Annotated in this window: 17 protein-coding genes; all 17 read right to left on the reverse strand. The window is 35.2% G+C overall.

The window, feature by feature from the left end; translation table 11 throughout:
* Positions 1 to 67 precede the first annotated feature (67 nt).
* Positions 68 to 3,028 carry a GH36-type glycosyl hydrolase domain-containing protein gene (locus tag GM661_RS15045; RefSeq protein WP_230867575.1) on the reverse strand — a complete coding sequence of 987 codons (2,961 nt, stop codon included), beginning with the start codon at positions 3,026 to 3,028 and terminating at the stop codon, positions 68 to 70.
* 154 nt (positions 3,029 to 3,182) lie between these two features.
* Positions 3,183 to 4,607 carry a family 16 glycosylhydrolase gene (locus GM661_RS15050; RefSeq protein ID WP_230867576.1) on the reverse strand — a complete coding sequence of 475 codons (1,425 nt, stop codon included), beginning with the start codon at positions 4,605 to 4,607 and terminating at the stop codon, positions 3,183 to 3,185.
* A gap of 119 nt (positions 4,608 to 4,726) precedes the next feature.
* Entirely contained in the window at positions 4,727 to 6,079 is a 1,353-nt protein-coding gene (locus GM661_RS15055; RefSeq protein ID WP_230867577.1) for a GH1 family beta-glucosidase, read from the reverse strand.
* A gap of 43 nt (positions 6,080 to 6,122) precedes the next feature.
* Complete coding sequence (locus tag GM661_RS15060; RefSeq protein WP_230867578.1) at positions 6,123 to 7,046, reverse strand: ABC transporter ATP-binding protein; 924 nt, start codon at positions 7,044 to 7,046, stop codon at positions 6,123 to 6,125.
* Entirely contained in the window at positions 7,039 to 8,025 is a 987-nt protein-coding gene (locus GM661_RS15065) for an ABC transporter ATP-binding protein (RefSeq protein ID WP_230867579.1), read from the reverse strand. The genes GM661_RS15060 and GM661_RS15065 overlap by 8 nt, the downstream gene beginning before the upstream one ends.
* Before the next feature lie 4 nt (positions 8,026 to 8,029).
* Positions 8,030 to 8,893: an ABC transporter permease gene (locus GM661_RS15070; protein ID WP_230867580.1), complete on the reverse strand. Its 864-nt coding sequence runs from the start codon at positions 8,891 to 8,893 to the stop codon at positions 8,030 to 8,032.
* Between the two features lie 3 nt (positions 8,894 to 8,896).
* Complete coding sequence (locus GM661_RS15075; protein WP_230867581.1) at positions 8,897 to 9,886, reverse strand: ABC transporter permease; 990 nt, start codon at positions 9,884 to 9,886, stop codon at positions 8,897 to 8,899.
* A gap of 124 nt (positions 9,887 to 10,010) precedes the next feature.
* The gene (locus GM661_RS15080) at positions 10,011 to 11,717 is read right to left on the reverse strand and encodes an ABC transporter substrate-binding protein (protein ID WP_230867582.1); all 1,707 of its coding nucleotides are present in this window, start codon (positions 11,715 to 11,717) and stop codon (positions 10,011 to 10,013) included.
* Positions 11,718 to 11,925: 208 nt separating this feature from the next.
* Positions 11,926 to 12,960, reverse strand: coding sequence for a LacI family DNA-binding transcriptional regulator (locus GM661_RS15085; protein WP_125991523.1), 1,035 nt, complete (start codon positions 12,958 to 12,960; stop codon positions 11,926 to 11,928).
* Positions 12,961 to 13,159: 199 nt separating this feature from the next.
* Complete coding sequence (locus tag GM661_RS15090; RefSeq protein WP_230867583.1) at positions 13,160 to 13,420, reverse strand: hypothetical protein; 261 nt, start codon at positions 13,418 to 13,420, stop codon at positions 13,160 to 13,162.
* Positions 13,421 to 13,462: 42 nt separating this feature from the next.
* Positions 13,463 to 14,281: a carbohydrate ABC transporter permease gene (locus GM661_RS15095; protein ID WP_230867584.1), complete on the reverse strand. Its 819-nt coding sequence runs from the start codon at positions 14,279 to 14,281 to the stop codon at positions 13,463 to 13,465.
* Positions 14,282 to 14,324: 43 nt separating this feature from the next.
* Positions 14,325 to 15,209, reverse strand: coding sequence for a carbohydrate ABC transporter permease (locus tag GM661_RS15100; RefSeq protein WP_230867585.1), 885 nt, complete (start codon positions 15,207 to 15,209; stop codon positions 14,325 to 14,327).
* A 100-nt stretch (positions 15,210 to 15,309) separates the two neighbouring features.
* Positions 15,310 to 16,617 carry an ABC transporter substrate-binding protein gene (locus tag GM661_RS15105; RefSeq protein WP_230867586.1) on the reverse strand — a complete coding sequence of 436 codons (1,308 nt, stop codon included), beginning with the start codon at positions 16,615 to 16,617 and terminating at the stop codon, positions 15,310 to 15,312.
* Positions 16,618 to 16,730: 113 nt separating this feature from the next.
* The gene (locus GM661_RS15110; protein WP_230867587.1) at positions 16,731 to 18,215 is read right to left on the reverse strand and encodes an alpha-N-arabinofuranosidase; all 1,485 of its coding nucleotides are present in this window, start codon (positions 18,213 to 18,215) and stop codon (positions 16,731 to 16,733) included.
* Positions 18,216 to 18,469: 254 nt separating this feature from the next.
* Positions 18,470 to 19,468: a LacI family DNA-binding transcriptional regulator gene (locus tag GM661_RS15115; protein WP_230867588.1), complete on the reverse strand. Its 999-nt coding sequence runs from the start codon at positions 19,466 to 19,468 to the stop codon at positions 18,470 to 18,472.
* A gap of 217 nt (positions 19,469 to 19,685) precedes the next feature.
* Positions 19,686 to 20,960, reverse strand: a complete 1,275-nt coding sequence (locus tag GM661_RS15120; RefSeq protein WP_230867589.1) for a family 43 glycosylhydrolase — start codon at positions 20,958 to 20,960, stop codon at positions 19,686 to 19,688.
* 33 nt (positions 20,961 to 20,993) lie between these two features.
* Entirely contained in the window at positions 20,994 to 21,806 is an 813-nt protein-coding gene (locus tag GM661_RS15125; protein WP_230869811.1) for a carbohydrate ABC transporter permease, read from the reverse strand.
* Between the last annotated feature and the right edge of the window lie 53 nt (positions 21,807 to 21,859).

Below are 21,859 nucleotides of genomic sequence, written 5' to 3' on the forward strand. Positions count from 1 at the left end.
AATAACCCTAATAATAGAATAAAACCCTGGTTATATCTAGATTTTACCTCTAATTGTTATTTGAATATTATTTGAACACTATCTTTATCTTATGAACTTTATTATCTTGATATAATGGTATAGTGTTATTAACCCACTTATTACCATCAACTAAGATTTCCGCTTCATCATCTTTCAACCTATATAAGCCGACAGGTTTTGCTATAGTTATTTCATATTCCGCCTTTTCCACTTTAAGATTATACGCTAAATGAGTTTCATCCATTCTCATTATCGGATTAATATCTATTCCAGTCGGGGTAAAATCTATTCCTAATGAGGAAAAAAGTGATAAAGTCAGCCAACTTGCTGTACCGCTCAAAACTGGCCCTATATTTTCACCAGTATCACTATTATTATATTGTGTACAAAAACGAGGGTTGCCTGCAATTTTAAAAGGACTTTTCAACGTTTTATAAGGAAGCACTAAATCTATCATCCAATATGCATTTTTAACAAGCAGTGCAGCTAAATCCCTGTCTTCAATTTCTTTTGCAGCTTTAATCATAGCTGATGTTGCCATCATACAAGCATGTTTAAATATCCCACCATTTTCACGATCACCTGGAAAGTATTCTCCAATAGCTGCATCCTCTGCAATCTTTTTTAAATCAATAGGGGTAATAAGCTTATAGCCATAGGGTGTTTTTAAATATCTATCTATAACATCTAACATGGTCCTTATTTGATCTTCATCAGCACAATCAGAAAGCACTGACCAGGTGAATGAATTAAGAAAATAAGTCCCATCAATATCAGGATCAGCAGACAATCCATCACCTTTTGCACCAAGGTATTCGAATTCTTCTTCAAATCTATTAAATAATACCCTGGCAAAAAAATTGCTCTTCCATGCATGTTGCTGAACATTCTTATTTAATTCATTTGAAATATTCCTTAACTGATCTTCATATTCCAGGTCACCCTTCTTTGAAGCAAGAATACAGGTGTTATCTACTGCAACTTTTAAGAGAAAAGCATTCATGACACTCTCAGTATATTTACTTTCAAATGGTTTTTCACCTATCTCAAAACTATCTGCTAACTGTTCTTTATATTGTTTTTCCTTAGTAATACCATCTAAAAAATCACTATCTAACTTCAAACAATCATTCCAGTCAGCATTATCCAGTAAAGGCATGCCATGTTTACCTACCGAGATTCTGGAGGAATATCTTATAATACTCTTCATGGTTTCATAAATACTCCTTTTCCTTACTGGTTCTGTTCCGGCAATCTCCACTTCCTGATTAAGTATTGCTATATCTCCAGACAGGCTAACATACCTGTAAACCGCCTGAACCAACCACAAAGCATCATCTGACCATTTACCAGGTTCTTTACCCTCCCAATAAAAATTGTGATAGGCATAGCCCAGTTCAAATACCTTAGCACACCATTCAATTATTAATTGTTTTACGAAAGTACTTTTACCCATGCCGATAAAATAATACATTGATGCAAATATATCCTGTATTTCCCTGAATCCTATTTCACGATACCCTTTCTGGGTTTGAGCAAAAGACCTTGATACAAAAGTCTGATACAAGACCTGAAAAGGAAGGTTTTTGTTCACATAGGTGTTAAAGTGTTTTTCTGAAGTCTTTAACTCAATAAATCCCCGATACCTGTTGTAAAAATCTTTTTGTTTTTCCAGTACATTATCGAGCTCTTCTGGTTTACAGAACTTATCTATTAGATTATCAATTTTATTGTTAAAGACCTTACTATCTAAATCAGCTTCTTCTTTAGTGGACATTAACCCGGTGAAATTGTTTACTATACCCTCTCCTTCAGCAGACAAATCTATATCTGCACCTAAAGCAAAAAATCCTGGCCCCTTTCTAGTGGACTGGTTACTTAAATATAATAAGCCTTCTGGGTTTTCTAATGTACCGTTACCAACAAATTGATTATAATCTGCACAATAACTTTTTGGAAAATATGTTTTATTTCCATCATGTACCAGCATTGTATTAAATCTTATATCACTTTTTACATATTCAGGATAATAATCTGGACTGATAGTAACTATTGAGCCTTCATCTGTTTTTAATATTTTGGATTGCATAATTATATTACTATATAATATATCCTCAAACAAGGCATGAGGTGCTGCCGAACCAAACATCCCTGTATATATCAATTTAATATTTCTGCATCTATTAGTTTTATTTTTTATCTTTATTTGCTGTACTTCTGTAGCAATCGGCATACCTTCCAGCTGAGGTAATATAAATATTTTTCTTTCAATCTCTAAACCACATTTTGTTTTATATTTTATAATAGTATTGTTTTGTGAATGTATGCAGAAGGCTGATTTTATATTATCATCATCTGGGGATGCTGAATAAAATATCTTTTTACTGTCTTCCACTAAGTAAAACTGTCGATTAGCTGGAAAACCATTCTCTTCCTGACGCATATCCCATCTCGTTGCTAGCACCTGAGTAGCTGCATGAGAACGAAAGCTTCCCCGGCCCAGGCTATCTACAACACTTTTAGGTGTAGTCTGTAATGGATATTTATAATCCATCCTATTTCCAAGTAATAAATTTATATTAAAGTGAGGCCCTGGAGCCGGAGTACTTATATCAACTATATGTTCTCCACCTTCATTTATTTTCCCTGCCCATTTACACACATTGGAAAGACTTGATTTTATTAAAATCCTTATCTTTTCCGGAATATTAATTTGACTAACTTCCTTTTCTCTTATATAAATAACAGGTTGTTTATTATTAACAATTAAGAGTGAAGATTCTTTACCTTTCATTAGCAAATTAATGTATTGATTAATCTTTTTATCATTTAAAAGTTTTAAAACCACTGGTGCCTTGATAGGTAGGTTAGAAACTCCTATAACCTGTTGGTGAGTTGTATTTAAAAAAACACTATCAGTATTCCCAGTAATAAAATTGTTAAACTTCTTTATTAAAACCTCTTCTGCAGATATTAGTTCACTGCGAGCCGTTATTTCTTGATACATATATAAACTCCTTTATTAAAATTATATTTCCAGCAATTAATCCTCACATCTTTTTTATTATCTAAGATATTAATCTCTGTATCAACTCTATCTGTTTAAAATGTAAATCTATTCGACAATCTAGATCATATTATCTCATGATAGGCCGATTATATTAATACATTTCCTCATATTCTGAATCCCATTTTTCATCGTCAATAGTCCGAGGATCTGTATCTTGATAATATCTAACATAGTCGACTTTCATTGTTTGAGGAAATGGTGTTGTCTCATCTGGATAACCAGGCCAGGAACCGCCGACTGCCAGATTAAGTAGCATATAAAAATCATGATCAAATACCCAATCTGCCTCTCCTGCTTCATGTTTATTTACTACATGGTATAAAACATCATCTACATAGAATTCTAATTCATCTTCATCCCATTCTAAGATAAAATCATGATATTTATCAGAGAACTTTTCACCTAACGGTAACTCATATTTATGACCTATTCCTGGGCCTGCACTAACAGGGCCATGTGATGTTCCATGTATAATATTTGGTTCATGACCAAGATATTCCATAATATCAATTTCTCCACAGGCAGGCCAGATAGCAGTATCCTCATTACTCCCTAACAACCAGATGGCTGGCCATATTCCCTGTCCTCCCTCTGGTAATTTAGCTCTTACTTCAATCCTACCATATTTAAAGGTATATTTATCTTTTGTGTTCAGCCTTGCAGATGTATAATGTAGTCTTTTGCCCATATCTATTCGAGTTTCTTCTCTTGCTTCTATAACTAACTTACCATTTTCTATATAAGCATTATCCTCAGTATAGTATTCTGCTTCTTCATTACCCCAGGCATCAGGTGATCCATCCTGATTCCAATCAGGACCATTGCCTAATTGAAAATTCCAGATATCAGTATTTATTTCAGAACTATTAAATTCTTCACTCCAAACTAGTTCCCAGTTCTCAACTTTATCTTCATCTGCTTCTGTTTTTGTACCTTCTGCAACCATTTCAACCTGTCCAGTTTCTTTTAATACTATATTATCGATCCAATAATTACCTTCATTGAGAAGCCATATCTCGAATCGAGTATTTTCATCTGTTTTTTGACCCATCACAAATTCAACTTGATATGTTTTCATCTCTGTAGATAATGTTTTGTTATCCTGTATATAAGCAGTCCAACTCCTACGGGCATCTGCCCCCAACTTGATTACTATACCATTATTGCTATCTGACCTGGCATCAAAAGTAATTTGATATTTCTTACCTCTTTCTAAATTAACAGGTCCTTGCATTAATTGTATAGAATGTTCTTGTTGACCAGCATCAGTTACTTCTGCTTTAAATGCTCCATTTTCTAAATAACCCTTTACTATGCCACCAGAATTTGTATGTAAAACCCAGCTACCTTTAGTATCAACAAAGCCTTCTTCATCAGGCTGATTTAAAGAAAGTTCTTTAGTAAAGTCACCATTTCCAATAATATTGAGCATATCATTAGCCTGAGCAAATACTAAACCAGAAAAAACCATAAGACTAGATAATAAAATAATCGCTAATTTAATTCCTTTTTTCATTTTTCCCACTCCTTTAGTAAATTTAAACTAAACAAACAATGTCAACCACCTACTAGATAGAACTATACTTTTATAATCACCTCCCCATGAAACTATAATATTTAAGTAAGGGAAAATTTCTACAAGTCTTTCAACCCATTTTGAGCAATAAGTTCTTGATACCATCTAGCACTATCTTTTAAGATTCTCCGCTGCTTATTTTCATAATCTATATATATTATTCCAAAACGTTTGCTATAACCATAGGCCCATTCAAAATTATCCATTAATGACCAGAGATAATAACCCTTTAAAGGCACTCCATCTCTAATTGCTTTATGGGCAGCCTTGATATGTTTTTCTAAATATTTAATACGATTTTTATCATATACTTTACCGTCTTCGGTAAGTTGATCATCAAAAGCAGCACCATTTTCTGTAATATAGAGTGGTTTTGAGGTGTAATCCCTATTTAATCTTTTTAAGAGGTCATATAAGCCCTCAGGGTAAATTTCCCAGTCCATGGCAGTATACTCTGATTTCTGTGGGGCAAGTTGTTTATACTTAAAAAAACTGTCTTCATCATAGCTAACCACTGCCCTTGAATAGTAATTGATACCAAGAAAATCTATCTCCTGACTAATAATATCCATGTCTTTATCTTCAATCTCAATTTTATTTAATTCTTCCTGGTAGAGATTCATTAAAATCTCAGGGTACTTCCCTTTAAAAATTGGATCCAAAAACCAGCGGTTATTAAAAGCATCACAATAATTCCGGGCCAATCTATCACTCTCACTATCTGAGGCTGCATAAACATGATTTAAATCCAGGGTAATACCTATCTCCCCATTAAGTCCGCTCTCTCTAAAACCCTTAACAGCCATACCATGTGAAAGCAGGAGATTATGGGCAACTTGTATTGCCTTACCCAGGTCCTGATAACCCGGTGCATGTTCAGCAAGGAAATTTCCTGAAAAAGCTACTACAAAGGGTTCATTATGGGGAACCCAGCGGGGAACAAAATCCCCCAGTTCCCTGTACATTAACTGAACATATTCATTAAAATATTTGACTGTATCCCTGTTTTCCCAGCCACCTTTTTCCTGTAATTTTTGCGGTAAGTCCCAGTGGTAAAGGGTTACAAGTGGTTTTATTTCTACCTCCAGCAAAGCATCTAACAGGCGTTTATAAAAATCGAGACCCTTTTGCTCAACCCTTCCTTTCCCATCTGGTAAGATACGCGGCCAGGCAATAGAAAAACGGTAGCTGTTAAGCCCCAGTTCCTTCATAAGTACTACATCTTCCCGATAGCGGTGATAATGGTCACAGGCTACATCACCTGTATCATTATTTACTATATTCCCTCTACTATGGGTAAACCTATCCCAGATAGATTCCCCCTTGCCGTCTTCCTGATAAGCCCCTTCAATCTGATAAGAAGCAGTTGCAGCCCCCCATGCAAAATCCTCTGGAAAAATGAATTCTGTCATTAATAATTCCCCCTTAATCTAGATGTTTTTGTTATATTTTAACTTATTTATTACTAAAAAGCACGCTGTGACCTTTTTCTATCTCTACAAAACCCTTTCCTGCATTATCTTTATAGAAGTCCTCAACATCATCTATAATTTTCTCTGGTAAAAATTCTTTAGTAGCATCCCATCTATTTCCTATTTCCGGGACAGATTCAAATAACATCTGGGTATATGGGTGTACAGGGTTTTCATAAATCTTTTTGGTATTTCCCCGTTCAACCAGTCTGCCTTTATACATGATTAGTGATTCATCACTAATATAATAACCTAAATTCAAATCATGGGTAATAAAAATAACAGACATACCATTTTTCTTGCATAACTCAAGCAGCAAATTTAAAACACCAATACGTGTTGAAGCATCTAACATACTTATTAATTCATCAGCAATTAAAAGATCTACATCCATCAATAAAGCCCTTGCTATAAGCAATCTCTGTAATTGGCCACCACTAAGCTGGTGCGGGAATTTACCCAGTATCCTATCTGGATTAAGGTTAACATCATTTAATACTTGATTTATTCTTTTTTCTTGATTTGATTTATCATAAGCAAAGGAATTATAAAGCATATCAAAGACCCTATCAATACGATATAAGGGATTAAAGGTTGCAAAAGGGTCCTGAAAAATTCCCTGTACTTTCTTATAATATTCTTTCAGCTCTTTCTTATCATCAATTCCAGCAATATCCCTATCTTTATAATAGATATGTCCATCTGAAGGTTTGAGTAACTTTAAAATCATCTTGCCTATTGTTGTCTTCCCACTACCACTTTCTCCAATTAATGATAAAACTGTTCCTGGTTTAATATCAAAGGACACATCTTTAACTGCCACTGTATATTCTACTTTAAAGATCCCACTCTTAAATACCTTAGTTAAATTTTTGATTGACATAATATATTTATCATTCTCAGCCATTATGATCACTTCCCAATTCCTTCCATCTCCAACACGATACATAATGTCCTTCAGCCACTTTTTCCCTGACAGGTGTTTTTTCACACTGTTCTACAGCATAGGGACACCTGTATCTAAATCTACACCCTTCTCCAATATTTAATAAATAGGGTGGAGTGCCTTTGATACCAGAGAGTTTTTTATCCCTGTACTGTATCCCTACCTGTGGTAGTGAAGCAATTAAGGCCCTGGTATAAGGGTGTCTTGCCTTGTTGACTATTTCATCAGTCGGACCAAGCTCAGTAAAATGACCGGCATACATAATCATAAGTCTCTCTGCTATCTGATATAATATTGACAGGTCATGGGTAATAAAAATGGCAGAACCAATAATCCCTTTATCACGTAGATTAGCCAGCATAGTGGCTACAAAGCGCTGGGAACTAACATCAAGGGCTGAAGTAATCTCATCAGCAATTATTAATTCAGGGTCAAGAATTGTCGAGACAACCATAATAACCCTTTGTTTCATCCCACCTGACAGCTCTATAGAATATCTATTTAATACAGATGGGGTTAAATTAACCAGCTCAAGTCTTTCTTCCACCTTGTCAAAGAACTTACGACCTGTACTAATTCCGTGTTCCTGCACCAGATCTCTTATCAGGGTTTTAATCTTCTTGGTTGGGCTAAAGGCATCAAGGGCATATTGTGGTATTAATGATATATTCCTTAAGCGCATTTTTTGAAATTCTGCTTGATTCATTCCCATTATATTTTTTCCAAGCAATCTTACATCACCTGAAATATAATGTAAAGGGGGTTTCCGGGAAATTAGAGTACTGGCCAGGGTACTTTTCCCACAGCCTGATTCACCTGCCAAACCCAGTATTTCACCCTTTCTAATGTTTAGGCTTATATCGTCCACAGCCTTAACCTCACCCTTTAAAACCTTATAATATGCCTTTAGGTTCTTTATCTCTAATATATTTTTACTCATCGGCTTACATCTCCCTCAAGCGCGGATTAAATGCTGCATCAAGTCCTGTATTAACAAAGTATAGGGCAGTAATCATAATAGTTAATATTAGACCAGGAATAATAGCCCACCACCACATTCCTAATTGAATAGCATTCCAGTTAACTGCATTTTGCATGACAAGACCGAGTGAAACCCCCTTAGTTGGACCGAGACCCAGAAATTCTAGTTGGACTGTTGCCAGCATAGTTCCATTAAATTGCTGGATATAAGCCATAAATACATATGAAAACATATTAGAAGCAATATCTTCCCTTAGAATTTTGGAGACTTTCAGGGAAGAAATCCTGGATAGATTAACATATTCCTGATTTCTAAGTGACAGGGTCTGTGACCTGACAGCCCTTGCCAGCCAGGGCCAGGCTGTTGCTGCAACAATAACAGACATTACCAGTGTGCCCCTTACCTCCAGAAATGCAGAGATTACAATTAATAAGGCCAGTTGCGGAATAACAATAAAAATATTAGTAAACATCATCAAAAACTCATCAAATAGTCGCCCACCGTAATAACCAGCGAGAAAACCTATGATACAACCTATCAAGGTAGCCATTGTACCAGCTACAAAACCAACCATTAGTGTTGAACGGAGCCCATAAACAGTCCGGGTAAACACATCTTTCCCCATAATAGTTGTTCCAAAGAAATGCTCTCCTGAAGGGGGAAGATAAGCCTCACCTGCATATTCCTCATAGTCATAAGATGATATCATTGGACCAAAGATAGCCAGTAAAATTATTAGCAGAAATATTGTTAAACCAAATACTACTTTTTTATTGGTAATTGCATAATATAGATTTTCATGTTCTTGCCAGAAATTTGATATCATTAATTACACCTCCCCAGAAAATGAAAGCCTTACCCGCGGATCAATAAACATATAGATAATATCTACCAGAAAATTGGCAGCTAGAGCCATGATAACCACGGCCAGAAATATACCCTGTAATAGGAAATAATCCTGATTTACCACAGAGCTCAACATCATTCTTCCCAATCCCGGGTAATTAAAAACAGTCTCAACAGTAATAGCGCCACCTATCAGCTGGGCTATTCTTAAAGCCAGTCCTGTCACCTGTGGTAAAACACCGTTTCTAAAACCGTAGCTCCTGATTAATCTATCAGATGCACCAAGGGACTCCATATACCTGGAATAATTTGAACTCCTTTCATAAATAATCATATTCCTCATACCAATTGCCCAACCACCAAGTTGAACAAGAAACATAGAAAAAAACGGCATAAACCAGTGTCTGATATAATCAAGTATAAAAGACCAGTTTAAACCAGGGTTCATTGATACACCATAGGCCCCACTGATCGGCAGCCAGCCCAGCTGTACCCCGAGGAAAAATGCTAAAACCCCGGCCAGCCAGAAATAAGGGGACGAACTTAAGAAATAGAAAACTGGCATCATAATATTATCTGCCCTTTTACTTACACCAGATAAGGCACCAAGTCTATTACCAACAATCCAGCTTAAGATGATAGCAGGTATCAATAATATCAAATCATATATTATTGCCGTACTAATTATAGCAGTAACCGGTTTGGGAAATTGCATAATACTTATCCCAAAATCCCCGGTAAAAATAGACTTCCAGTAATTTAAATACTGAACTGGCAGGGGGTCATCTAAATTAAATAATAAAGTTAACTGTTCCTCTATTATCTCTCTACCACCTTCCATTACTGAAAAACGGGACATCAGAGATTGGATAGGGTCTCCAGGCATCATCCGGGGAATAACGAAATTAATTGTTACAGCAAGGACAAAGGTTATGAGATATATTATAATCTTTTTGCTAAGATATTTGCCCATTTTTTGGAAAACTCCTTTCTATAGAACAGGTCCGACAATTTTATCGACGGACCTGTTGAATCTAATTTTTTATCGAAAACTATGTTTTTTTATTATAAACAACTTTAAAGACCGACCAAACTATTTACTTAACTGGTTCCAGTCCGATTAAGACATCAATCATACCCAGTTGATAGGCATTATCCCAGGTTACAGGAACACCATAGGGATTGTCTTCAGAGGGCCAATTAGTCCAGTTTGCATTTGTATACTGGGCCCATAAACCATTATGCCATAATGGAATAGTCGGCATTTCAACTAAGAGGGTTTTCTCAATTTCAGCTGCTATTTTCATCTTTTCTGTCTCATCATTTGTCATATTAAATTCATCAATTAAGGCAAACAGTTCTGGATTATCATAGGCTCCCCAGTTTCCATTAGCAATACGTTCACCATAAATACCATCATTGGCAACACCATTCCAGTAATCAAAGGGAGTAGATGTCAGGGTTGTCTGCTGGTTACCGATCATCAAATCAAAATTCCTGGTAAACCTATTGTTATCATATAATGATGTATCAGGGAAAACAGCTTGGATATTTACACCTACTGCTGCAGCATTATTGGAAACAACTTTAACCGCTTCCATCCAATCAGTCCACCCACTGGGAACCATGACCTCCAATTCAATTGGCTCACCATTTGGCTGATCTCTCCAGCCGTCACCATCACTATCTACATAACCGGCTTTATCAAGTAGGGCTACTGCTTTAGATGGGTCAAAATAGAATCCATATTCATCTACAACACCTTGATCAAGGTAAGCTAACCAACCTTGACCAAATAAACCGGTAGGGTTAGCTGCTTTAACAAGCCCCCCATATACCTTATCAACAATAGTATGCTTATTCATGGCAAAGGCCAGCGCCCTTCTAAAGGCAGAATCATCCATTGGTTTTCTGGTAGTATTCATGTATAGATTGGCAGTATTCCAGGAAAGCATATATGGCTCTTTTTCATACCAGGTTTTGAGTCCAGCAACCCCTTTAATCTTTTCCACACCTGGAATAAAGTTATTACTCAGGTCTATTTCACCTTTCATTAACATACCAAGTGTTATATTATTACTTACATTTACCAGGTCAACAATATATTTAGGTTTGGGGGTTCCAAACACCTCATTACCCCACCAATTGTCATTCCTTTCCCAGACCATTCTATCCTGTCCAGCAGTATAATATAAGTAAGGTCCTGTACCAACAGGATTAGCATTGGTTCTAGGTATTAATTTATCAGCTGGAACCTTACTCCAGATATGCTCTGGTATAATATACCTCTGATATAATTCTTTATCCCATTCTGCATAATGTGGTTCATCAAAAGTAAATCTAACTGTGTAGTTGTCTTCTGCTTCTACTGAGCCCAGCCAGTTCCACACAGGGGAATAATATACGGCATTATCTCTAGCAAGTTCATAGGTGAAAACAAGGTCATCGGCATCAAAGGCTTCACCATCAGTCCACTTAATACCCCTTCTTAAGTTAACTACATATTCATTGTCTGAAACCCATTCCCCACTCTCTGCCAGCCACGGTCTATACTCATTAGTCAATGGATTATAGGAAAATAAGGTCTCATAGACAAGACCACCAGTCCCCATCTGCCTATTGGGAATCAAAATATTCCAGGTAGAAGGAGGACCCCAGGCAGCCCCTGTAATTACCAGGGTTTCACTACGGTCTAACTCTACAGCTAATGAAACTACACTAAACAAGACAATAAACATAAAAACCAGAACAACTCTACAAAAACCCTTCATTAAAACACCCCTTTTGTTTGATTTTAGAAACAATTTCAACCCACCTACTAGATAGAAATATACTTTTATAATCACCTCCCCATAAAACTCTTGGCTGTCTGAATAAAGATAACAATTCGAAAAATCAAAATAGGATATTTCATAATATGTACGCGTGTACATGTAAAGAAAACAGAACTTATTGGGAATCTTTAATATAAAAAGCATTGTATGTACGCGTGTACATTTATTAAGCAAAAAACTATATAGACTTAACGGATTGTCGATATATAATATCTGCAGAGACAATAATTTCTTCACTGGCAAATTTCTTATTTCTAAAATAATAATCCAGTGAACTAACACTTTGTTTTGCAATTTTCTCTAATGAGGAGTCAACAGTGGTCAATTCCGGTGTCATATATGAAGCTATATCAATATTATCAAATCCAATAACAGAGATATCATTAGGAACCTTTAATCCCATTTCATTAATAGCTTTAATTGACCCTAATGCCATACCATCATTAGCTGCAAAAATAGCGGTTATCTTTTCCTTTTCAAGGAGGTCTTTAGTTAATCTATAGCCCTGTTCCTCTTGAAAATTTCCAAATCTTATGTATTTTTTATTATATATTAAATTAGCATCTAATAATGCTTTTTTATAACCTGTCAGCCGCGCTTGTCCTGATAACTTACGCATATCTCCAGTGATATGTCCTATCTTCTTATGCCCATTCTCAATTAAGTGTTTCGTGGCTTTATACCCACCTATCATATTATCTAGATTGATAAGTAATAAATTTTTAGGAATCGAATTGTTAATACCATGATTATAATCAATAATTATAATAGGATACTCTAATTCAACAAACTCATTAAGTAGAGAATTATTATTAAAGGAACCAACAAATATGCCACTTGAAATGGTTCTACTGATAAATAAATTTTTTGCTTCTTTAAGTTGTTCTTCTGAAGTAATAATAGAAACCAATACATTGTAACCCATATTATTTGCCTTATCTATAATAAGATTATCTAATTGTGAAAAGTAAGTACTTTTTGAAACCCTTGATGTAGACTGGGAAATATTAATATCAAGAATAAATAAACCAATAATATTACTCTCTATTCCAGCTAAACGTCGCGCAGATTCTATTGGTACATAATTGTTTTTTTCTATAATTGATAATATTTTTTTTCTGGTTTCTTCCTTAACATTTGGATCATTGTTAATCACTCTTGACACAGTTGCTCTTGAAACACCACATAAATCTGCTATTTCCTGGCTAGTCATTTTTTCACCTCTGTTGGACGCGTGTACAAATTATATTATATCACTAATTATAAATTATTCAAGTCCTTTTCAAAAAACTTGCCCTTTTTATAAAATTCTTATATTAATTTTTAAGGAAATCAAGATCTATTTTAAATAAATTAAATTTAGACATAGAAAAAGAGAATCCTGCAAAATATAGGAATCTCTTTTTGTAAAATTACCATTTAGAACCAGCTGGTCTAAAGCAATGCACATTATTATCAGCAGCTGCTATATATATTAAGAAACCACTATAACGGCATGTGGTCTTAGCAATAAGGGCAGAACACTTTTCACATAGTTCAATTCTCTCTTGATAAACATGTTTGGGGACTAATTCTTTTTCAAATTTAGAGTTATTCTGCAAAAGGTCATATATATCCCCAGCTGGAAGTTTAACTGTCGTATTACAGCCTTTACAATACCTATTTACTGACATAACATATATTCTCCCCCTTATTCCAGTGTTAATATTCGTTCTCTACCGAGTACTATATAACTGTGGTTTAAAATATTTCTGTAATGAAATAAACAGTATTAGCAGAGGCAGAATCGTAAAGAAACTGGCGGTAAGAGTCAGATTATAAACCGGGAAACCCTGTGAATCAGTAATTGTTGTTATCCCTAGTATCAAAGGCATTTTTGCCCTACTATTAACTACAACCAAAGGGAGGAAAAAATTATTCCAGGTAGTAACAAAATGCAGTAAGAACAGGGTGATAAACCCGGGAATAACATTAGGAAGCCCTATTTTAAAGAATATAAGTATATCATTAGCCCCATCTATTTGGGCTGCACTAAATACCTCTTCTGGAACCTGATTCCAATAAGATATCATTAAATAGACACTAAAAACATTAACAAAAGATGGCAGGAGAACTGCCAGTCTTGTATTAATTAAAGCCAGGTCTTTAAATAACATAAAAAGGGGTAAAATAATTGCATAGACCGGAACCATTGAAAAACCTAAAATTACAATGAAGATAATCTTTTTCCCATAAAAATCATACCTACGGAAAGCATATCCTACCAGACAGGCAATAAATATTGCAATAAAAGCACCAAGACTAGCATACAAAAATGAATTACCCAGCCACTTAAAAAAGACACCATCCTCATAAGTAAAGACAGTTTTAATATTTTCCACAAAATGACTAGGATTACCGGGAAGCAAGGACTTCTGAAACAGCTGGCTAACATTTTTTGTTGTACTCATAATTAACCAGTAAAAAGGGAAAATAAAATAAATTGATAAGACTACTAAAATAAGTTTAATAAGTAAATTTTTATTTTTTTTCACTATAATACCCCCTCTATAATACTATCAGCTTTTACTACAATTTTTATTTCAACATTTGTTTTGCTGCACGTCTTAAAAAATACAGAGAAATCATAAAGGTTATAAGAGCCAAAATTAATCCCATCGCCGCAGCATATGTGAATCTCCCCTGCTGAAATGCAGAGGTATATATGTAAATTGCCGGAGTATAATTTTGAGGCAAGATTATAAGGGCTCCTGTTACTCTGCCTATCATCCAGGGTTCTCTGAAAATTAGTATTGCTCCAATAGCATTAAATATGAATAGAGTAATGATAACATCCTTCAAAAGTGGAATTTTTATCTTAAAAGCTATCTGCCAGAAAGTAGCCCCATCCAATTGCGCCGCTTCAGAAAACTCTTTGGGAATTGAAAGCAGAGAAGAATAAATAATAAAGGCAGTATATCCTGTAAAAGCCCATAATATTATAACAAGCAATATTGCGGGTAAGTTTTGCCTGGTCAAAATCTTAAGACCCGATTGCCCAAACAAATCCAGTATTGAACGAAATGGAGACATGGAATCAGAAAATATATATGACCAGACTATACCAGATACTATACCGGGTATGGTGTAGGGGAGATAATAAATAAATCTATAAATAGCTCCCCCCTGTTTACGCATTCTTTCGTATAAAATAGCAAGAATGATTGCTATAAAAATCATCAAAGGGACCTGAATTAATAAAAGAAAAGATGGTATCTTAAAAGACTCCCAGAACTTCGGATCCTGAAATATTCTCATATAGTTTTGTAAGCCTACATACCACATCCTTGCTCCTCTCTGACCATAAAGGGAAAGCTTAGCCCCTAAAAATATTGGGTAAATTACCATAGCAATAAAGAGAATCAAAAATGGGGCAAGAAAGAGATATGCTTTAATTGAAGACATCCATTTTTTTCTGTCCATTTGTTACACCTCCAGTTTTTTTCATCTCTAATAAATAATTCTATTTTTCATTGAAATATTAAAAAAAGGAGCGGGGGAATTATCCCCCCTTTTTTTCTTATTAAGGTAGCTCTCCAACAACTATATTAGAATAACCAAATTCATCCATAGTATCAATTACTTCTTTTTCCCACATAGGAAGTATATCACTGAATTTATCAATCTTACCATCTGCATAATTCTGAAGGAGAAGGCTTAAACTCTCATCAACATTTGACATAATAGGTAGGGCAACAAAGGTACTATTAATTAACTGATGTGAGCCCCATAAAACCTCACCAATATTTTGACCACCAAAAAATTCATCAGGCCCAGCAACTTTATCTATTACCTCTTCAAACCTCTTAGAAACCATAACCGGCAAATTACTATAATCATGTAAGCACTTAAGTGAATCCGGGTGAGAATTCAACCAGTTAACAAATATTGCTGCTGCCTCAGGATTTTTTGAATGTGCAGTTACATAAAATCCAGAGCCTCCGACCATACCATTATGTGGTTTATCTGGATTCCACTGAGGTGGAATAGTAACCCTCCATTGACCTTCAGAATCAGCGGCATTATATCTCAGCCATTCAGCAAACCAACAACCCATTTCAACTACAGCAGTTGTCCCTTCATTTAAAGTATTGTACCAATCTGGATTCCAATACATCTGCATATCTATTATACCTTCATCAAACCATTCACCCCAGGTTTCAAAAACCTCTTCAGCTACAGGATTGGTAAAGTTAATATACCAGTCACCATCATGAAAATCAAAAAGTTTTCCACCTGCTTCCCATACCTGACCAATCCACCACATAGCGTAGCCAAGAGGTGGTCTTGCGAAATTCAATTCTGGAGCTACTTCTTCAAGCTTTTTGGCCTGTTCTATGTATTCTTCCCTGGTAGTTGGAACAGTCAGACCATATTTATCAAAGACGTCTTTTCTATAAAACATGGCCATTGCTCCACTATCCTGTGGTGTTCCATATATTTCTCCATCCATGGCACACCAACCCAAAGCAGCTTCACCATAAAGCTCAATAAATGTTTCCTCATCCAGCCATTCATTTATTGCTTGAAATGCTCCAAGATCCATATATTGAGGGGCATATGAATATTCTATCATCAATACATCTGGCAGCCCGTCTCCAGCTGATAAGGCAGTCTGGACTTTATCATAGTGAGTATCAAAATTTTCCCATTCCACTTTAATATTAGGGTATATCTTTTCAAATTCATCAATGGAATAATTCTCATTACTGGTCCAAGCCCACATGCTTATTGTTGTTGGCTCACCAGTATATTCAGGATAATAATCAGCAGCTAGTACATTAAAACTGAGTAAAAGCAACATCAAACTTAATACTAGAATCTTTTTCATCTTAAAATTTTCCTCCTTAATAAAATTCAAGACTTTCATTTAACAATTTATTCTTTAAAATATATTATTTTTTGAACATTTTCACCTCCTAAAGTCTCAAATAAAACTAGCTGCTATCCTTTTATAGTTAAACGAACAACAGAACTGGAAGGAAGATTAACTTGAAAACCATCCTTTGTTAAATTATAATCATCAAATTGTTGTGGTTTTACTCTATTTTTATCTTCAAAAGTATTATGGGCATTTAATTTATCAGAAGTCAATACCCTGCCCTTAAGATCAGATATAGCCAATTCTGTACTGTTACATACACATTCTAATTTAATGTTTTTATCATCTTTTAGATTACATAAAGTAATATTAATATTACCTTCCCTGTCTACTGAAGTAGATCCATTGACCGCAGGTATGCTTTCATCTTCCATCTGATAATCTTCACTAACTAAGTTGAAATCTAACAATTGAGCATCCTGATGGACTTTGTACATTTCAAAAACATGATAAGTTGGAGTAAGTAATATTTCTTCTCCACGTGTTAAAACCATTGCTTGAAGAACATTTATTGTCTGAGCAATATTAGCCATCTGAACACGGTCACAGTGATTATTATAGATATTTAAATTAATACCAGCAATCAGGGCATCTCTTAATGAATTTTGTTGATACAAAAAGCCTGGATTTGTATTTGGTTCCACATTATACCAGGCACCCCATTCATCAACTATTAAACCTACTTTTTTATCCGGGTCATATTTATCCATAATAGTGCTATGTTTTTCAATAAGTTCCTCCATATAAAGGGCTTTCTTTAATGTATTAAACCACTCTTTTTTATCAAAATCAGTAGCAGAACCCTTATTTTCCCAGTCTCCAGGAACAGTATAATAATGCAGACTTAAACCATCCATATATTTACCAGCTCTACTCATTAGTATTTCCATCCACTCATAATCATCTGTATTAGGGCCACAGGCAATTTTGTAAATTTTATTATCACCATAATTGCGTACATAAGTCTGGTAACGCCTATATAAATCAGCATAGTATTCGGGCCGCATATTTCCCCCACAACCCCAATTTTCATTACCTACACCAAAATACCTTAATTTCCAAGGTTTATCTCTCCCATTTTCTTGACGCCAGTTTGTCATAGGAGATTCTCCAGCAAATGTCATATATTCAACCCACTGCTGCATCTCATAAACCGTACCACTGCCTACATTACCACAGATATATGGTTCAGCATTTAACTGCTCACATAAATCCAAAAACTCATGTGTGCCAAAATGGTTATTTTCCGTTACCCCACCCCAGTGGGTATTGACTATTTTAGCACGTTTTTCCCGGGGCCCTACACCATCTTTCCAGTGATACTCATCAGCAAAACAACCCCCAGGCCAGCGAAGAACTGGGATATCTATCTCCTTTAGAGCTTCTACTACATCATTCCTGATACCACGAGTATTAGGAATATCAGAATCCTCACCAACCCAGATACCCTCATAAATACACCTACCTAAATGTTCAGCAAAATGCCCATAAATATTCCTATTGATTTTACCTTTCTTAATGTCTGCATTTAGTATTAACTTGTTCATTTCATCACCACTTTTTTTATTTTTAATAATTGATCACTACTTAGATTCCTCAAAATAAAAACATTTTTGATTAATTTTCACTGTTGCCTCATAAACTGATTTTCCACTATACTGACAATATTATAGACAACAAAGAGGTTGGCTCAATATATAATAATATCTGAAAAATAAAATTACATAAAACATTTGAAAAATTTAAAACACTATCCGACTAAATTAGACTTTATTTCTAAGCGTTTAGAAAAAACCACAATTTAAGAAGTATTTCTTACTATTAATTCTGGAGAAATTTTAATATGTACAGGAGCTGTGGTATCTCTATTAATTCTCTTAAAGAGTATATCCATCGCCAGGTCGGCCATCCTGGATTTAGGAATACTCATGGTTGTTAGTTTGGGAAAGGTAAATGATGCCACACTATCATCAAACCCAACCAAAGCAATATCCCCAGGTATTTTCTTTCCTATTTGGCGTAAGCCGTCTATTATAACAGAACCCATGAGATCATTATAAACAAAAAGGGCATCTATCTCAGGGTTTTGGCTAATCATTTTCTGGACAATAGCTATTACTTCCTCATATCTAAAGGATTTACAAAATTTTATAAAATCTTCTTGATAATTTAGCCCGGCTTCTACTAAAGCCTGCCGATAACCCTTTAGCCTTTCATTAGTAGTCTGACTGTTATTTATACCAATAAAACCTATGTTTCGATATCCCTTTTCTACCAAATGCCGCACAGCCAGTCGACCACCCTCCATATCATCAGGTATAATGGTATCAATTTTCTTACTGGTTCTAGCACCTGCCATCCCTACTATTGGAATATTTTCATCCTGCAAATGGTCTATAAAGTTTACTTCTTCTATTTCCCAGGTCAGGGAAGTTATTACCCCTGCTACCCTATTTTCAATTAATGATTCAAGATAATACCTGGCTCGATCAACTTTGCCTTCTGTATTACATAGATAAACCCCATAGCCCTTTTTGAAGGCTAGATCTTCAACTGCTTTAGCCAGCTGTGGGAAAAATTCATTAGTAATCGAAGGTACTATATAAGCTAAAACAAGAGTTTCTTTTCGTGAAAGGGCCTGGGCAATCCGATTAGGACGATAATTAAGTTCACCAATGGCCTTTTCAACCTTCCTGGTCAATTTATCACTTACTTTTACTCCTGAGTCTTTATTTATTACAGCTGAGACAGTAGCAATCGAAACATTCGCAAGTTTCGCAACATCTTTTATTGTAGCCAATTTTATCACCTTATTTAGCAACTTTTGTATTAAAATAGGTAATCCAAATTTCTAAACGTTTAGATTTATTATGGTATTATTATAATATATATGCAATTATCTGTCAACTATTCGTTAACAAATTATTGAAGTGTTTTGAATTTATTGTTATAGTATTAAAATATAGTAGTTGATTATACTACTATATTTTAATACATAAAACACAATTAAACTTAATTTATTTTACTATCACTCTGGCGCTGGCCTTTAATGAAGTCTTAAGCTGATAGCCCGGGTATGCGAAATTAGGTGTCCCATCACTGTTCCAATATAGTCTCTGAACTCGGGCATGCCGATTGGGATCATAGAGGGGGTTTCCTTCAATCTCTTTATATGGTCGGGCATGGTAAACTAAAAGATCGGTCTTTCCATCCTCTGCAACTGTAAATGAATTATGCCCAGGGCCATATTGTTCAGTTTCTTTATTACTGGTAAACACAGGATAGGGTGTTTTTTCCCAGGAAACAGGATCAAGCAGATCACTATCATCATCTGCGGTAAGTAATCCCATACAGTAATTATGGTCTGTAGCACTGGCAGAATAGGCAATAAATATCCGACCATTCCTTTTTATTACCGCAGGACCTTCATTGACATTAAACCCTATCCTTTCCCAATCATAAATCGGTTCAGCGATTAATACCTGATTCCCCTCTATAGTCCAGGGGTTTTTTAATCTATCTATATATATATTTGAAACCATATCATTATCAGTTTTCTGAGCCCATACAATATATCGCTCTCCCTTATGTTCAAAGGTTGTAGCGTCAAGAGAAAAACTTTTAAAGTTAGTATTCAATTTACCTTTTTCTTCCCAGTTTCCAGTCAATGGATTTTCATCCTTGCATTCCAATATATAGGGTCGGATAGCCCAGATATCTTCTTCCTGCCCGGCAGCAAAATAAATATACCAATTCCCATCTATATAATGAATCTCCGGTGCCCAGATATGTTTGCTCATCTCTCCAGTAGGGTGTTTTATCCAGAGCACTTTCTCTGGAGCAGTGCTCAATCCTTCAATAGTTTTTGCCCTTCTAAGTACAATCCGATCATATTCAGGTACAGAAGCAGTAAAGTAGTAATAGCCATCTGTATGTTTATAAATATAAGGGTCAGCCCGCTGCTCAATAAGGGGGGAAGGGTATTTAAGGGGTTTCACCCTACCAGAAACAGTAAATTCCCCCTTTTTATTATATGCACCAGGATCCATGTCCTCCCAAACTACTGCCAGATTATCTGTTTGACCATTACTATATTCAACCTCTACCTCTGCTGGCAGTTCAGGCCTTACTCCCACTACTGTACTCAACTCAACCTCTTCAATTTTGCTAATCGTAATAACCTTATCATCTACTGCTAAAACCCTATTTGACAATAATATAATCAAACTCACCAAGGTAAAAAATACTACACTATTAATCATTAGCCAACTCTCACTCCTTTTATTATTCATAAAATACCAGCTCCTATTTTTAAAAACTAACTGTCAACCCTTTACTCCACCTACAGTTAAACCTGAAATAAAAGATTTCTGATTAAATAAAAAGATAATAATAATTGGAACTACTGAGGCAACAGCCCCCGAAAAAAGCATATCATAACTATTACCATAAGGGGTTATTAACGAAGCCAGCCCAATCGGCAGAGTAAAATTTGTATTTGTCCTAAGTACTATCAAAGGCCAGACAAAGGCATTCCAGCTGAACATAGCCTGTAATATAACCATAGCACCAAAAGCAGGTTTCATCAAAGGCATCATTATTCTAAAGAAGATACCAAATTCTGAGCAACCATCGATTCTACCAGCATCAAGTAATTCTCTAGGAAGCCCTATAGCAAATTGCCGGAAGAAAAATATTGCTACAGGTGAGACAACAAAGGGTAAAATAACCCCAGCATAGGTATCAATTATATGAAGTAATACCGATAATTTATAGAGCGGTAAAATCAATATTTCAATCGGTACCATCAGTAAAACCAGTACAAGTACAAAGATTAAGTTTTTACCTTTAAATTCATACATTGCCAGGCCATAACCAACCAGTGCACAAAGGAAAACAGATATCACGGTATGGAGCCCTGTAATTATAACACTGTTTTTATACCAATCTAAATAAATACCATTACTCTCTTTGAATAAGATAAAGTAATTCCTAAAAGACATAACATCCAATTCTATCTTTGTATTGATACCATTTTTAATTATCTCAGCCCCTGGTTTAAAGGAAGAGACCAGCATAAAAAAGAAAGGTAAAAGCGCAAATAAGGCCATTAATATTAAAACAAACAGGTATACCATCGAGGTGGTATTAATCACCTTTTCCCCCACTGAAGTATTTATACTCTCTTTTA

This window comes from Iocasia fonsfrigidae, assembly GCF_017751145.1.
GTDB classification, from domain to species: Bacteria; Bacillota; Halanaerobiia; order Halanaerobiales; family DTU029; genus Iocasia; species Iocasia fonsfrigidae.

Coding starts and splice junctions, on each gene's coding strand:
- GM661_RS15045 (WP_230867575.1), bottom strand. CDS start 3,028: ATGTATCAAGAAATAACGGCTCGCAGTGAACTAATATCTGCAGAAGAG.
- GM661_RS15050 (WP_230867576.1), bottom strand. CDS start 4,607: ATGAAAAAAGGAATTAAATTAGCGATTATTTTATTATCTAGTCTTATG.
- GM661_RS15055 (WP_230867577.1), bottom strand. CDS start 6,079: ATGACAGAATTCATTTTTCCAGAGGATTTTGCATGGGGGGCTGCAACT.
- GM661_RS15060 (WP_230867578.1), bottom strand. CDS start 7,046: ATGGCTGAGAATGATAAATATATTATGTCAATCAAAAATTTAACTAAG.
- GM661_RS15065 (WP_230867579.1), bottom strand. CDS start 8,025: ATGAGTAAAAATATATTAGAGATAAAGAACCTAAAGGCATATTATAAG.
- GM661_RS15070 (WP_230867580.1), bottom strand. CDS start 8,893: ATGATATCAAATTTCTGGCAAGAACATGAAAATCTATATTATGCAATT.
- GM661_RS15075 (WP_230867581.1), bottom strand. CDS start 9,886: ATGGGCAAATATCTTAGCAAAAAGATTATAATATATCTCATAACCTTT.
- GM661_RS15085 (WP_125991523.1), bottom strand. CDS start 12,960: ATGACTAGCCAGGAAATAGCAGATTTATGTGGTGTTTCAAGAGCAACT.
- GM661_RS15090 (WP_230867583.1), bottom strand. CDS start 13,420: ATGTCAGTAAATAGGTATTGTAAAGGCTGTAATACGACAGTTAAACTT.
- GM661_RS15100 (WP_230867585.1), bottom strand. CDS start 15,209: ATGGACAGAAAAAAATGGATGTCTTCAATTAAAGCATATCTCTTTCTT.
- GM661_RS15105 (WP_230867586.1), bottom strand. CDS start 16,617: ATGAAAAAGATTCTAGTATTAAGTTTGATGTTGCTTTTACTCAGTTTT.
- GM661_RS15110 (WP_230867587.1), bottom strand. CDS start 18,215: ATGAACAAGTTAATACTAAATGCAGACATTAAGAAAGGTAAAATCAAT.
- GM661_RS15120 (WP_230867589.1), bottom strand. CDS start 20,960: ATGAATAATAAAAGGAGTGAGAGTTGGCTAATGATTAATAGTGTAGTA.
- GM661_RS15125 (WP_230869811.1), bottom strand. CDS start 21,806: ATGGTATACCTGTTTGTTTTAATATTAATGGCCTTATTTGCGCTTTTA.